Source organism: Streptomyces purpurogeneiscleroticus, from assembly GCF_020024005.1.
In the GTDB taxonomy this organism is placed as follows: Bacteria; Actinomycetota; Actinomycetes; order Streptomycetales; family Streptomycetaceae; genus Streptomyces; species Streptomyces purpurogeneiscleroticus.
In genome coordinates this window covers 1-14,478 of the sequence record NZ_NHSG01000293.1, presented here as the reverse complement: position 1 = coordinate 14,478, position 14,478 = coordinate 1, and the positions used below count along the sequence as shown (strand labels likewise).

At 71.8% G+C, this 14,478-nt stretch carries 9 protein-coding genes and 1 pseudogene; 5 read left to right on the top strand and 5 right to left on the bottom strand.

Annotated elements, in window-relative coordinates:
• Positions 1 to 26: 26 nt before the first annotated feature.
• Both CCS38_RS18780 and CCS38_RS18775 read right to left on the bottom strand, forming a co-directional pair.
• The gene (locus CCS38_RS18780) at positions 27 to 1,658 is read right to left on the bottom strand and encodes an amidohydrolase (RefSeq protein ID WP_223734449.1); all 1,632 of its coding nucleotides are present in this window, start codon (positions 1,656 to 1,658) and stop codon (positions 27 to 29) included.
• Between the two features lie 58 nt (positions 1,659 to 1,716).
• Positions 1,717 to 3,195 carry an APC family permease gene (locus CCS38_RS18775; RefSeq protein ID WP_223734448.1) on the bottom strand — a complete coding sequence of 493 codons (1,479 nt, stop codon included), beginning with the start codon at positions 3,193 to 3,195 and terminating at the stop codon, positions 1,717 to 1,719.
• A gap of 162 nt (positions 3,196 to 3,357) precedes the next feature.
• On the opposite strand from CCS38_RS18775, the gene CCS38_RS18770 reads away from it, so the two are divergent.
• Positions 3,358 to 4,041 (top strand): TetR/AcrR family transcriptional regulator, encoded by a 684-nt coding sequence (locus CCS38_RS18770; protein ID WP_223734447.1) that lies wholly within the window; start codon positions 3,358 to 3,360, stop codon positions 4,039 to 4,041.
• On the opposite strand, the gene CCS38_RS18765 is transcribed toward CCS38_RS18770, so the two are convergent.
• Positions 4,029 to 7,052 carry a bifunctional [glutamine synthetase] adenylyltransferase/[glutamine synthetase]-adenylyl-L-tyrosine phosphorylase gene (locus tag CCS38_RS18765; protein ID WP_223734446.1) on the bottom strand — a complete coding sequence of 1,008 codons (3,024 nt, stop codon included), beginning with the start codon at positions 7,050 to 7,052 and terminating at the stop codon, positions 4,029 to 4,031. The two genes, CCS38_RS18770 and CCS38_RS18765, sit on opposite strands and share 13 nt — an antisense overlap.
• A 62-nt stretch (positions 7,053 to 7,114) precedes the next feature.
• Positions 7,115 to 7,201 (bottom strand): annotated as a pseudogene (locus CCS38_RS18760) (glutamine synthetase); the annotation flags it as partial.
• A 673-nt stretch (positions 7,202 to 7,874) separates the two neighbouring features.
• On the opposite strand from CCS38_RS18760, the gene CCS38_RS18755 reads away from it, so the two are divergent.
• A complete protein-coding gene (locus CCS38_RS18755) occupies positions 7,875 to 8,321 on the top strand; it encodes a hypothetical protein (RefSeq protein ID WP_223734444.1) in 447 nt (148 codons plus the stop codon).
• Between the two features lie 204 nt (positions 8,322 to 8,525).
• Here CCS38_RS18755 and glnA2 read toward each other — a convergent pair whose 3' ends face one another.
• Positions 8,526 to 9,887 (bottom strand): gamma-glutamylpolyamine synthetase GlnA2, encoded by a 1,362-nt coding sequence (glnA2, locus tag CCS38_RS18750; protein WP_030256929.1) that lies wholly within the window; start codon positions 9,885 to 9,887, stop codon positions 8,526 to 8,528.
• Positions 9,888 to 10,279: 392 nt separating this feature from the next.
• On the opposite strand from glnA2, the gene CCS38_RS18745 reads away from it, so the two are divergent.
• The 3 genes from CCS38_RS18745 (at position 10,280) to CCS38_RS18735 (ending at position 14,361) form a co-directional block, all read left to right on the top strand.
• Positions 10,280 to 11,302: a trypsin-like serine peptidase gene (locus CCS38_RS18745; RefSeq protein ID WP_372457114.1), complete on the top strand. Its 1,023-nt coding sequence runs from the start codon at positions 10,280 to 10,282 to the stop codon at positions 11,300 to 11,302.
• 104 nt (positions 11,303 to 11,406) lie between these two features.
• A complete protein-coding gene (locus tag CCS38_RS18740; RefSeq protein WP_223734443.1) occupies positions 11,407 to 13,161 on the top strand; it encodes an NAD+ synthase in 1,755 nt (584 codons plus the stop codon).
• A gap of 48 nt (positions 13,162 to 13,209) precedes the next feature.
• A complete protein-coding gene (locus CCS38_RS18735; RefSeq protein WP_223734442.1) occupies positions 13,210 to 14,361 on the top strand; it encodes an ABC transporter substrate-binding protein in 1,152 nt (383 codons plus the stop codon).
• The last annotated feature ends 117 nt before the right edge of the window (positions 14,362 to 14,478 follow it).

The following is a 14,478-nucleotide window of genomic DNA, read 5'->3' as shown; positions in this document are numbered from 1 at the left end:
AGCCCGGCGGCAGCCGGGCTCGCGCGTCAGCCCACGCCGCGGTGCACAACAACACCACCGGTCATGGTGAGGGCCACGGGCGCCTCACCCACCTCGTCGGCCGGCGCGGAAATGGGGTCCACGCCCAGCGCGGTGAGATCCGCCCGGAAGCCCGGCGCAACGCGCCCCCCGTACGACTCCTCGCCCACGGCGAGCGCCGCGTGCGACGTCATGCCCTCCAGCGCCATCTCCCCCGTCAGCGCCTGTTCGACGGTGACCGGCGCGGTCTCCGGCGACCCGGCCGGACGGCGCAGCCGGGCGGTCGCGAGCACGCCCCGCGGGTCGTAGTGGGCTATCGGCCAGTCGGAGCCGAGGACCAGTACCGCGCCCGCGTCCCGCAGGTCGCGGCAGCGCCACGCCCGGGCCGCCCGCTCCTCGCCGACCCGCTTGGACCACTCGTCGGTGTGGTCGGCGCGGGTGTACGCGGTGTGGGTGGGCTGCATCGAGGCGGCCACTCCGAGCGCCGCGAACCGCGGCAGCTGCTCGTTCGGCACGGTCTCGATGTGCTCGATGCGGTGCATCCCGCGCTGCGCCGGGTCGCCCAGCGCCTCGACGGTGTCCAGGACGTGCCGGACGGCCGCGTCCCCGATGGCGTGCGTGGCGGTCCGTACCCCGGCCTTCGCGAGGTGGTGCACGGCGCGGGTGTACGCGGCGGGATCCGGCCAGAACGCCTCGGTGCCCTGGCCGTGGCAGTCGGCGTGCTCCAGCCAGGCGGTACCGCCCTCGACCGTGCCGTCCATGAAGAACTTCACGCCGCCCACCCGCCAGTGCCGGCCGGCCCGCCGCTGCAGCTCGATCAGGTGGTCCAGGGCCGCCCGGTCGGCGCCCGGCATGCACCAGGGCGCGATCCGCAGCCGCACCGGCAGTTCGCCGCCGTCCTCGATCCCGGCCAGTACGTCCAGTACGTCCTGGCCCTCCAGGTCCATGACGTGCGCGCCGGTCAGGCCGGTCGCGGCCATCTCGCCCAGCAGGGTGAGCAGCCGGGCGCGCCGCTCGGCCGCGCTGGGGCGGGGCAGCACGGGCAGCATGAGGTCCATCGCGGCGTGCTCGACGAGGTGCCCGGTGGGCCGGCCGTCCGGGTCGCACACGATCTCGGCCCGCTGGTCGAAGGCGCGCGGCCCGTCGATGCCGGCGGCGGCCAGCGCGGGGCCCGTGGCCAGCGCGGAGTGTCCGTCGTAGAGGCGGAGGAAGGCGGGGACGCCGCCGAGGGCCGGTTCGATCAGGTCGCGGTGGACGGGCCGGCCGCCGAAGGTGTTGTGGTCCAGGCCGTACCCCATGACCCACTCGCCGCGGCCGGCCGCGCGCGCCGCGCCGGCGAGCGCGTCCCGCAGCCCGTCCAGGTCCCGGCAGCCGGAGAGGTCCAGTCCGGTGGCCATCTCGCCGCCCCAGACCGGGTGGCTGTGGCCGTCGACCAGTCCGGGGGTGAGGGTGGCCCCGGCCAGGTCGATCACCTCGGTGTCCGGGCCGCGCCAGTCCCGTACCTCGTGCTCCTCGCCGACGGCGGCGATCCGGCCGTCCTTGACGGCGACGGCGCTCGCCCAGGGCCGGGCGGGGTCGAGGGTGCGGACGCGGGCGCCGGTCAGGACGGTGTCGGCGGCGGTGCTGCGGGACTCGGACACTGTTTCGGATCTCCTTGCGAAACGGCTGCGGGGGGTTGCGGTGGTACGGCCGTCGTGGTCAGTCGGCGGGCTCGGCCGCGAACTCCGCGTACACCGCGGGCCGGTTGCGGCGGAAGCGCACGGCGACCAGGACGCCGACGGCGAAGGCGGCGGGGACGGTGAGGACGAGGGCGGTGTTGGTCGCGAGGGGGGCCGCGGTCATCAGCCCGATCTTGGCGATGACCAGCCAGAGCGCGCCGGCCATCAGCACGGTGGCGGCGATCGGCGCGATCACCGTGCGCCAGCGGCCCTCCTGGTGCCGGATGCGGCGGAAGAAGAACGGGATGGCGACCGCGGTGATCCCCTGGAGGGTCAACAGACCGATCATTCCTGGGGTGTTCATCCACAGCAGCAGCTGCTGATACGGGTCGGCGCCGGCCAGCGCGAAGCCCGCGACGACGAGCAGCGCCAGCCCGCTCTGGAAGGCTCCGGCGACGTACGGGGAGCGGTGCTTGGGGTGCACCTTGCCCAGCAGCGGCGGCAGCACGCCCTCCTGGGACAGCGAGAGCCCGTAACGGTTGATCGCATTGTGGAAGGCCAGCTGCGAGGCGAGGATGCTGGTGACGATGAAGACGTGCATCAGGTCGGCGGCCCAGGCCCCGACGTAGTGCGTGGTGGCGGTGAAGAAGAGCCCGGCCGGGTCGGTGGCGACCGCCTTGAGGACCTTCGTACCGCCGAACGCCTGGATGACGACCCAGACGCTGAAGGCGTAGAAGACGCCGAGGAAGCCGACGGCGATGTAGGTGGCGCGCGGGATGGTGCGGCCGGGGTCGCGGGCCTCGCGGCGGTAGATGGCGGTGGACTCGAAGCCGGTGAAGGCGGCGAAGGCGAAGGCCAGGACCGCGCCGGTGCCGGGGACGAGGACGTTGCCGGGCGTGAACGAGTCCAGTGCCAGGCCCTCGGCGCCGCCGTCCAGCAGCACCCCGCCGGCCAGCAGCGCGAGGATGCCGGTCTCGGCGACCAGCAGGACGCCGAGGACCTTGGCACCGAAGTCGATCGAGCGGTAGCCCAGGTACCAGATGACGAAGACGCCGCCGAGCGCGATCGGCGGCCAGGGCACGTGGATGCCCCAGAGCGCCTCCAGCGCGTCCTGGGTGCCGGTGGCGAGCAGTCCGTACACGCCGATCTGCATGCCGTTGTACGCGAGCAGGGCCAGCGTGGCGGCGCCGAAACCGGCCGGGCGGCCCAGGCCCCTGGTGATGAACGCGTAGAAGCCGCCGCCGTGCTTCACGTGCCGGGTCATGGCGGTGAAGCCGACCGCGAAGAGGGCGAGGGTGGCGCCGGCGAGGAGATAGCCGACGGGGGCACCGATGCCGCCGACGCCGATGGCGAGCGGCGCGACGCCGGCCATGACAGTGAGCGGCGCCGCGGCGGAGACCACGAAGAAGGCGATGTCGGCGACGCCGAGGGTGCCCTTGCGCAGGGCGGGGGCGCCCTCGCCGGGTGGTGGTGCGGTGTGCTGTGGCGACCCGTCGCGGGCCCCGGACTCTACGGCCATGCGCTCTTGCCCTTCTGCTGCGGAAGAGGGGGTGGGGCGGCCTGGCACGAACACGGGTGGAACGGCAGCATGACCGCGGCGAAAACCTAAAGCCTTTCGGTTTTCGGCAATGTAGTCGCCGCCGTACGATTCGGGAAGACCTCACGGGCAGGAGAAACGAACATGGGGCGGCCGCGGAAGGCCCTGCTGGACCGGGAGCGCATCGGTGCGACGGCGCTCGAACTCGTCGATGAAAAAGGCGACTTCAGCGTGCCGGAGGTGGCCCGCAGGCTCGGCGTGCAGACCGCCTCGGTGTATCACCATGTGGACGGCCGGGCCGGCGTGATCGAACTGTTGCGGGAGCGGGTGACTGACGCGATAGACCCGGCCACGCTGAGCGACGTGCCCTGGGACACCGCCCTGGAGCGCTGGGCCCGCTCCTACCGCGCCGCCTTCGCCGCCCACCCGCGGACGATCCCGATGCTGATGACGTCACCGATCCGCGCCCCGCGGGTGCTCGCGCAGTACGAGTCCGTGGCCGGGCTGCTCTCGGAGGCGGGCTTCGCCCCGCCCCTGGTCCTGCCGATCATCACCGGCCTGGACAACATCGTCCTGGGCTCGGCCCTGGACATGTCGGCCCCGGAAACGATGTGGGAGGTCACCGAGGGCTCCGAGGCACCCCGGCTCGCCGCCGCCCAGTCGGCGACGGGCCCTTCCCGCGCAGACCAGGCCTTCGATCTCACGCTGGCGGGCTTCCTGGAGTACTGCAGGGGCCTGCGCCCCGTCAGGGGCGCGGGGAACTGCGCGAGCAACCACAGCGGCGCTGCAGACGGGCACAGCGCAACCGGGGCACATCAGGCCCCGTAAAAGATCTCCTCGACGACACCCCGCGCCCGCCGCGTGATCCGCCGGTAATCGTCCAGCATCTCCCCCACGTGCCCCTCCTCGTACCCGAGGTAGCGCCCGACCGCGGCCAGCTCCCGGGCGTCGCCCGGGAAGGTGTCACCCGGGCGGCCCCGCACCAGCATCACGGCGTTGCGCACCCGCGTCGCCAGTACCCACGCCTCGTCCAGCGTCCGCGCGTCGTCCGCGCCGATCAGCCCGGCGTCCCGCGCCGCGGCCAGCGCCGCGCGGGTGCGGGTCGTGCGCAGCGCCGGCTCTTCGTGGCCGTGCCGCATCTGGAGCAGCTGGACGGTCCACTCCACGTCGCTGAGGCCGCCGCGCCCCAGCTTCGTGTGCATCGTCGGGTCGGCCCCGCGCGGCAGCCGCTCGGACTCCATCCGCGCCTTGAGCCGGCGGATCTCGCGTACCGCGTCCTCGCCCAGCCCCTCGCGCGGGTACCGCAGCGGATCCACCAGCTCGATGAACCGCCGCCCGACCTCCTCGTCGCCCGCGACCGGCTCGGCGCGCAGCAGCGCCTGTGCCTCCCAGGTCAGCGACCAGCGCCGGTAGTACGCGGCGTAGGAGGCGAGCGAGCGCACCAGCGGGCCGGTCTTGCCCTCCGGGCGCAGATCCGCGTCGATCATCAGCGGTGGGTCGGAGGAGGGCAGCTGGAGCAGCCGGCGCATCTCGTTGGCCACCGCGAACGCGGCCTTGGCCGCCTCCTGCTCGTCCGCGCCCTCGCGCGGCTCGTGCACGAACAGCACGTCCGCGTCCGAGCCGTAGTTCAGCTCGTGGCCGCCGAAGCGGCCCATGCCGATCACGGTGAAGCGGGTCGGCAGGGTGTCGCCCCACTGCTCGCGCACCGCGGCCCGCAGCGCGCCCGCGACCGTCGCGGCGTTCAGGTCGGACAGCGCCGAGCCCACCACGTCCACGGCCTGCCCGTGATCCTCCTCGGCGGGGCTGGCCTCCGTGCCGTACGCGCCGATCAGGTCGGCGGCCGCGGTGCGGAACAGCTCGCGGCGGCGCACCCCGCGGGCCGCCGCCACCGCCTGCTCGGCGCCGTCCGCGCGGCCGACCGCGGCCAGCACCTCCTGCTCCAGCGCGGCCCGGCCGCGCGGCTTCAGCCCGTCGGGCGCGCCGAGCAGCGCGACCGCCTCGGGGGCGCGCAGCAGCAGATCGGGGGCGAGCCGGCCGGCGGACAGCACCCGGGCGAGGTTCTCGGCGGCCGCGCCCTCGTCGCGCAGCAGCCGCAGGTACCAGGGCGTCTTGCCGAGCGCGTCGGAGACCTTGCGGAAGCCCAGCAGCCCGGCGTCCGGGTCGGCGGAATCGGCGAACCAGCCGAGCAGCACCGGCAGCAGGGTCCGCTGGATGGCGGCCTTGCGGGAGACGCCGGAGGCCAGCGCTTCCAGGTGGCGCAGCGCGCCGACCGGGTCCTCGTAGCCGAGCGCTTCCAGGCGCTGCCCGGCGGCCTTGGCGGAGAGCCGGATCTCGCCCGGCTCCAGGACGGCGACGGCGTCCAGCAGCGGACGGTAGAACAGCTTCTCGTGGATCCGGCGCACCTCGCGCGCGTGCCACTTCCACTCCTTGCGGAGGGTGTCGACCGGCTCGGTGCGCATGCCGAGCGAGCGGGCGAGCCGGCGCAGGTCCTGCTCGTCCTCGGGCATCAGGTGCGTCCGGCGCAGCTTGTACAGCTGGATGCGGTGTTCCAGGGTGCGCAGGAAGCGGTACGCGGCGTCCAGCGCGGTGGCGTCCTGGCGGCCGACGTAGCCGCCGGCGGCGAGCGCCTTCAGGGCGTCGAGGGTGGTGGCGCTGCGCAGCGTGGCGTCACTGCGGCCGTGCACCAACTGCAGGAGCTGGACGGCGAATTCGACGTCCCGCAGGCCGCCGGGGCCGAGCTTGAGCTCGCGGTCGACCTGGCCCGCCGGGATGTTGGCGACGACCCGGCGGCGCATCTGTCGGACGTCGACGATGAAGTTCTCGCGCTCGGCTGCCTGCCAGACCAGCGGGGTGACGGCGTCGACGTACTCCTGCCCCAGCTCCGGGTCGCCGGCCACCGTGCGGGCCTTCAGCAGCGCCTGGAACTCCCAGGTCTTGGCCCAGCGCTGGTAGTACGCGAGGTGGCTGCTGAGGGTGCGGACGAGCGGGCCGTTGCGGCCCTCGGGGCGGAGGTTGGCGTCGACGGGCCAGATCGTGCCCTCGGGGGTGACGTCGGAGCAGACGCGCATCATGCGGGCGGCGAGCCGGGTCGCGGCCTGGAGCGCGTCGGACTCCTCGACGCCGTCCTTGGGCTCGGCCACGAAGATGACGTCCACGTCGGAGACGTAGTTCAGCTCGTGGCCGCCGCACTTGCCCATGCCGATGACGGCGAGCCGGCTGACGGCCGCGTCCTCGGGCTGCTCCTCGGAGGCGATCTCCAGCGCGGCCCGCACCGTGGCCGTGGCCAGGTCCGCCAGCTCGGCCGCGGTCTGCGCCACGTCCGTCGTGCCGCAGACGTCACGGGCCGCGATGCCCAGCAGCGCCCGCCGGTACGCGACCCGCAGCGCATCCTCGCGGGACAGCTTCGCGCCCCGCTCGCCCCAGATGCCCTCGGCGAGCGCCTGCTCGAACTCCGGGGTGGTGGGGTGCAGATCGACCGACTCGTACGTGGCCAGCGACTCCCAGTCCTTGGGGTGCCGTACGAGGTGGTCGCCGAGCGCCTCCGAGGCCCCGAGCACGCCGAGCAGCCGGTCCCGCAGCGGCTTGGCGGTGACCAGCGTGGACAGCAGCCGCTGCCGGTCCTCCTCCGACTGCGCCTCGGCCAGCCGGACCAGGCCCATGAGCGCCTGGTCCGGATCGGCGGTGCCGCCGAGCGCTTCGAGGAGCACCGAATCGGACCGTACGGAGGACAGTGCGGGGGCGTCCAGCAGCTTCCCGGCAGCCTGCGGATCGGTGAAACCGTGCCGCAGCATCCGGGTGAACGTGCTGCTCCGCCGTCCCTGCGGAGCGGGAAGTGCCATCGGGCGGTTGCCTCTCGGAGAACCTGCCGGATCGGTTTTTCAGATGATTGACGTGCTGTGCCTCAGAGCACCGGCAGCATCTTGCGCAGCTCGAAGGCCGTGACCTCGGAGCGGTACTCCTCCCACTCCTGCTTGTTGTTGCGCAGGAACTCATGCGCCTGAACAGCCACCTCGCACCACTCCCTCATCGTCATCCGTGACCAGCCGCGGAGCCGCTGTCAGTGGTCGTCCTCGGCTGTCGTCAGTCACCCTTCGACAGCCCCCGACGGCCCAACGACCACGCTCGACGAGTCGCTGGCGATAGCAGCATGCGCCGCTAACGTTAGCAAGCCTGCTGGCAGCGCTCATGGGCCCTGATCAGTGTGTTAGCGGTCAGCGAGCCGGGCGAGCGAGTCAGGGACAGCAGGCATGCATCCGGCGGGTCCCGGCGCGGTCGTGCCCGTTGCCCCACACCGCCAGGTCGCCCGGGCGGCCCGGCGCCGCCGTCGACCACCGTCCGACTTGCAGGACTTCAGCTTTCCATACCCCTTTGCCGTAATTCCCTTTCAGAACGCAGGTGCCCCTGTGGCTCCTGAGTCAGCATTTATCAAGTTACTCGAAGAAACGGCGCGCGTTCGACGCGGTGCACACCTGCGCACATCCGTGCACTGGCCTTTGAGGCTAGGACACTTCACCAACAGGCCGTAGCTTCACTTGCACCACATTCACCGGAGGGGGGAAAGATCAATGACCGAGGAGAGCGAAACCGGTTCCCGGAATTCAGACGGAACGAACTCACAAACTGCTGAGCGTCCGTCTCGAAATAGGGCTATGGTCCTCGGCGTGGCAGGTGTCGTCTTGGCGGCTGTTCCGATCGCCTGGGCAGTGATCACTGCACTCAGCGACTTCCAAACAGAGCGCGAGTACGTCACGGAGGCGGACCGAGAATGCGCGAAATACCGCCCCGCTCTTCAATCGCTCGGCCCTGAGCCGTGGCAAGGGGATCAGGAAACTTACACCCGGTACTTGAGGCAGAGGGTCACCATAATCCGGTCGGCCTTGAAAGACTGGGGGGACGTGAAGATGCCACCATCCCTGCAAGAGAAGGTGAATGACTCCTATTTCGCCGCCGACTCTGCCGCTGTCGAGTTGGAAGCTGCAGTCGATTGGGCCACAGCCGGAAACACGGACAAGGCGAACGACCACATCGATGAGTCGCGCGGTTTGGCGACAGATGCCATCCGAGGAGCTCGGTCCGCCGGACTGAGAATTTGCCCCCTTGGGTTCTGACCTTCTTGCAGTGTCGCGGTGGCAACAACTGAAACAACGCGAACCGGGGCCGCCCTCCCGGCGGCCCCGAGACGGCCCAACGGGCGCCGTCACCCCCAGGGACGCCGGGCCGCGGCCCAGGCCGCATGAGACGCACGCCGGCCAACGGCTCACCGCCGCTGGCCCGAAACGTCACTGCGGAGCTAGTACGCCGCTGACCTGCGGTTACAGCACGGGCAGCATCTTGCGCAGCTCGAAGGCGGTGACCTCGGAGCGGTACTCCTCCCACTCCTGCTTCTTGTTGCGGAGGAAGAAGTCGAAGACGTGCTCGCCCAGGGTCTCCGCGAGCAGTTCGCTGCGCTCCATGAGGGAGATGGCCTCGCCGAGGTTCTGCGGGAGCGGCTCGATGCCCATCGCGCGGCGCTCGGCATCCGACAGGGCCCACACGTCGTCGTCGGCGCCTGCGGGGAGTTCGTACCCCTCCTCGATGCCCTTGAGCCCGGCGGCCAGCAGCACCGCGTACGTCAGATACGGGTTGGCGCCGGAGTCGATGGAGCGCACCTCGACCCGCGTCGAGCCCATCTTGCCGGGCTTGTACATGGGGACACGGATCAGCGCGGAGCGGTTGTTGTGACCCCAGCAGATGTACGAGGGGGCCTCACCGCCGGCGCCCGCCGGGCGGTTGGCGCCGCCCCAGATCCGCTTGTAGGAATTCACCCACTGGTTGGTGATCGCGGAGGTCTCCGCGGCGTGCCGCAGCAGGCCCGCGATGAAGGACCGGCCGACCTTGGAGAGCTGGTACTCGGCGCCCGACTCGTGGAAGGCGTTGCGGTCGCCCTCGAAGAGCGAGAGGTGGGTGTGCATGCCGGAGCCGGGGAACTCCGAGAATGGCTTCGGCATGAAGGTCGCCTGCACGCCCTGCTCCAGCGCGACCTGCTTCATGACGAGCCGGAAGGTCATGATGTTGTCCGCCGTGGACAGCGCGTCGGCGTACCGGAGGTCGATCTCCTGCTGGCCCGGGGCGCCCTCGTGGTGGCTGAACTCCACCGAGATGCCCATCGACTCCAGCATCGTGATCGCCTGGCGCCGGAAGTCCATGCCCACGTTCTGCGGGGTGTGGTCGAAGTAGCCGGAGGAGTCGGCGGGGGTGGGCCGGCCGCCGTCCACCGGCTTGTCCTTGAGCAGGAAGAACTCGATCTCGGGGTGGGTGTAGAAGGTGAACCCGAGGTCGGAGGTCTTGGCCAGGATCCGCTTGAGGACGTAGCGCGGGTCCGCGTAGGACGGGGAGCCGTCCGGCATCAGGATGTCGCAGAACATCCGGGCGGTGCCGGGGGCCTCGGCGCGCCACGGCAGGATCTGGAAGGTGCCGGGGTCGGGCTTGGCGATCATGTCGGACTCGTAGACCCGCGCGAAGCCCTCGATGGCCGAACCGTCGAAGCCGATGCCCTCGTCGAAGGCTTGCTCCAGCTCGGCGGGGGCCACCGCGACCGACTTCAGGAAACCGAGCACATCGGTGAACCACAGCCGTACGAAGCGGATGTCGCGCTCCTCCAGCGTGCGGAGCACGAACTCCTGCTGCTTGTCCATGTTCACCAATCCTTGCAGGTCGAACGGCCTGTCCACGCCCATCGCCCTTGACGGGGCGCGGCACGCCAGTATCGCGTGCGGGGGTTACCGTCACATTACGTTGTCACGGCCCCTTCGGGCAGGCCCGGGGGCCGTACGGGGTTTCGCGTTCCCCGGCGGTTCCGGCCAAACCCTTGACGCGCCCCTGACAGTGGCACCGGGGCGGTGGGACGCTGCCTCTGCACATCGCTGTACGTCCACTCCGCTCCGGGCCGCCGGCCGGCGGTCCGTACGTCGTGGCCCGCGCACCCGCGGGACCACCGCACCAGGGGGTACGCGTGAGACAGACCGTCCAGGGCACCGGCACCGTCCGGCGCCACCGCTCCCGCACGTCCGGCTCCGCAATAACGGGGATATCCGGCCGGACGTCCGCCCGCATCACCGCCGCGGCGCTGCTCGCCGCCGGCACCCTCTGCGCCACGGCGCTGCAGGCCCCCGCGGCCGGCGCCGCCGAACCGCCCGGCGCCGCTGCCTCCGCCGCCGCCACGCAGGACGCCAAGAAGGCGGCCGCCTTCTGGACGGCGGACCGGATGCGCGCCGCGAAGCCGCTCGACCTGCTGTCCGTCGCCCGGAAGAAACTCGACGCCGCGGCCGCCCGCGCGGCGTCCGCCCCGGCCGCGCACGCCGTGCCGCGCGGCAAGGAAGCGACCGTACCGCCCACCCTGCCGTCCCTGCCGTCGCCCGGCCTGAAGTCCTTCCCGCAGGCCGGCGCGCCGTGGACCGGCGGCGGCAAGGTCACCACCACCGCAGGGCGGGTCTTCTTCACCTACCAGGGCCGCCAGGCATCCTGCTCCGGCAACGCGGTGACCAGCGAGAACCGCAGTACGGTCCTCACCGCGGGGCACTGCGTGAAGCTGGACGGCGCCTGGCACACCAACTGGGTCTTCGTCCCCGGCTACCACGACGGCCAGGCCCCGCACGGCAAGTGGGCCGCGAGCAAGACCCTCGCCACCCCGCAGTGGACCGCGAGCGAGGACATCAATTACGACGTCGGCGCGGCGGTCGTGCCGCCGCTGAACGGCAAGCACCTCACCGACGCGGTCGGCGCCCAGGGCGTCGCCTTCAACACCGGATACAACAAGAAGATGTACGCCTTCGGCTACCCGGCGGCGTCCCCCTACGACGGCAGCAAGCTCATCTACTGCAGCGGCAATACCTTCAAGGACCCGCTGCTCTCCAAGGACCACGGGATGAAGTGCAACATGACCGGCGGCTCCAGCGGCGGGCCGTGGTTCACCGGGTTCGACGAGAAGACCGGCACCGGGCTCCAGTCCTCGGTGAACAGCTTCGGCTACACCTTCCTGCCCAACACGATGTTCGGCCCGTACTTCGGCGACGACGCGAAGAACCTGTACAACAAGGCGCAGAGCAGCTGAGAAGTGGGGCGAGCCCGGGGACCCGGGACCCGGGCCCGCCCCCGCAACACCCCCGAAACGCGACAGCCCCACATAACGTCAGTACGACGATTACACTCGGCCGCGTGCCTCAACTTCGCCTGGCTCTGCATCAGACCGATTTCTGTGTGGGCGACCTCGCCCGGAACGCCGAGACGATCGTGCGCCGCACCCGGGAGGCGGCCGGACAGGGCGCGCACCTGGCGGCATTCCCCGAGATGGCGCTGACCGGCTACCCCGTCGAGGATCTCGCGCTGCGGCCCTCCTTCGTCGAGGCGAGCCGCGGCGCGCTGCGCGCCCTGGCCGCCCGGCTGGCCGACGAGGACCTCGGCGAGACCGCCGTCGTGGTCGGCTACCTGGACCGCTGCGAGAGTGCCCAGCCACGGTACGGACGGCCAGCGGGCGCCCCGCAGAACGCCGCGGCCGTGCTGCACCGCGGCCGGGTGGCCCTCACCTTCGCCAAGCACCACCTCCCCAACTACGGCGTCTTCGACGAGTACCGCTACTTCGTCCCCGGCGACACGCTCCCCGTCGCCCGGGTGCACGGCGTCGACATCGCCCTCGCCATCTGCGAGGACCTGTGGCAGGACGGCGGCCGGGTCCCGGCGGCCCGCACGGCCGGCGCGGGTCTGCTGCTCTCCGTCAACGCCTCCCCCTACGAGCGGGACAAGGACGACACCCGGCTGGAGCTGGTGCGCAAGCGCGCCCAGGAGGCGGGCTGCACGACGGCGTATCTGGCGATGACCGGCGGCCAGGACGACCTGGTGTTCGACGGCGACTCGATCGTGGTGGACGCGGCCGGTGATGTGCTCACCCGCGCCCCGCAGTTCACCGAGCAGTGCCTCCTCCTCGACCTGGAGCTGCCGGCCGCCGCGCCCGAGCCGCCGTCCGGTGTCGTGGACGACGGCCTCCGCATCGACCACGTCACGCTCTCCGCGGACCCGCTGCCGCCCTATGCCGCGCTGCCGATGCCCGCCCCGGCCCCCCGCCTGGACGCCTCCGAGGAGATTTACGGCGCACTGGTCATGGGCCTCCAGGCGTACATCACCAAGAACAACTTCCGCAGCGTGGTGATCGGCCTCTCCGGCGGCATCGACTCGGCGCTGGTCGCCGCCCTGGCCGTCGACGCGCTAGGCCCGGACAACGTGCACGGCGTCTCCATGCCCTCCCGCTACTCCTCCCCTCACTCCAAGGACGACGCCGCCGAACTGGCCCGCCGTACCGGACTGCACTACCGCACGGTCCCCATCGGCCCGATGTTCGACGCGTACATGGGCTCGCTGGACCTGACCGGCCTGGCGGAGGAGAACCTCCAGTCCCGCATCCGCGGCACCACACTGATGGCGATCTCCAACCAGGAGGGCCACCTGGTCCTCGCCCCCGGCAACAAGTCCGAGCTGGCGTGCGGCTATTCGACCCTCTACGGCGACTCCGTAGGGGCGTACGGTCCGATCAAGGACGTCTACAAAACGGTCGTCTTCCAGCTCGCGAAGTGGCGCAACCAAGCAGCCGCGGCCCGCGGCGAAACCCCGCCCATCCCGGAGAACTCGATCACCAAGCCGCCCAGCGCGGAGCTCCGCCCCGGCCAGGTCGACACCGACTCCCTCCCCGACTACCCCACCCTCGACGCGATCCTGGACCTCTACGTCGACCGCGACCTGGGACACTCCGAGATCATCGCGCGGGGCTTCGCCCCGGAGCTGGTCACCCGAGTCCTCCGCCTGGTCGACACCGCCGAATACAAACGCCGCCAGTACCCGCCAGGCACCAAGATCTCCGCCAAGGGCTTCGGCAAGGACCGCCGCCTCCCGACCACGAACCGGTGGCGGGAGGGCGACTGACCAATAAGGAGTTGTCGCTGGGTGATGGTGGTGGATCCAATGACCGGCATGATCAGGTCACCATCGCCATCCGGAGCGGAGCACACGGACGGGTCGTCCGTCCGCCTGGGCGCTCTCGTCCCCCTGACGCGGCCGGGCTGGGTCGCGGCGGGCCGACACCTGCTCACAGGACTCGACCTGGCCGTTCGCGAGGTCAACGACGTCGGCGGGATCGACGGCAGACCACTGGAACTGGTGGTCCGGGACACCGCGGCCGATCCGGAGCGGGCCGCGGCGGCCGTGGACGAACTGGCCGGCCTGGGCGTGGCCGCCGTGGCGGGCGAGTACCACAGTGTCGTCGCCCGCGCCGCCGCCGCTCGGGCCGACGCCCTCGGCGTCCCGTACCTCTGCTCGTCCGCGGTGCTCGACGCGCTCATCGAGGAGCCGACGAATGGGGTCTCCCCTGCTCGAGCGATGCCGGGAGCTCGGGGACGGGTCGCGCGCCTGGCCCCGCCCCAGTCCCGCGGCTGGCGGGTCTACGCGGACTTCCTCCTCGGCGCGGGACGGCGCCGGATCGCCGTGGTCACCCAGCCGAGCGTCTACTGGGCGTCCGGGACCCGCGTCCTGCGGGACCACCTCGCTCCCCGCGGCGGCACTGTCCTCGAACTCGACGCGAACGCGCTCACCCCCGAGGCCCTGTGCGACGCGCTCGTCGACCACGGCGCGACGGCGCTCCTGCTGCTGGTCGGCCATCCGGAGCCGGCGGTGCCGATCGTCAGGGCCGTCCGGGGCGACCGGCGCCTCGCGGAGATCCTGATCGGCGCTCCGGCCGGACAACCGGAGTTCGCCGAATGGGGCGCGCTGCTGGGCGAGGACGGCGCGGGCATCCCGTATCTGCGCTACCTGCCCGAGCGCCTCGGTCCGCTCGGCGAACGCGTCGGGAAGGAGCTCCGCGAGCGGCTGGGCGAAGCGCCCTCCTTCGTCGCCTTCGAAGGCTGGGACACCGTCGCCGTCCTCGCCGAGGTGCTGCGTTCCCACGGCACGGACCGGGCGGCCATCGCCGACTCATGGCCGCGCGTGGTGGTCGAGGGCACCCGCGGACCGATCCGGTTCTCCCGCACGCCGGGCACCGGCGTGTGGCAATGGACCTGGCCACCGATCCAAATCGTCGACCGGGACCCGGCGGAGCCCGATCGCTTTCGGGTCCGCCACGTCGGCTGAGCGGCCCGGAGGTCCGACTGCCCTGATCGGTCCGGGACGGAGGCTTTCGTCGCGGGCGAGCAGGCGGAAAGGACCGGCGGGAGGAGCGTTGGGCTCCTTCCGCCGGTCCGGGTGGGT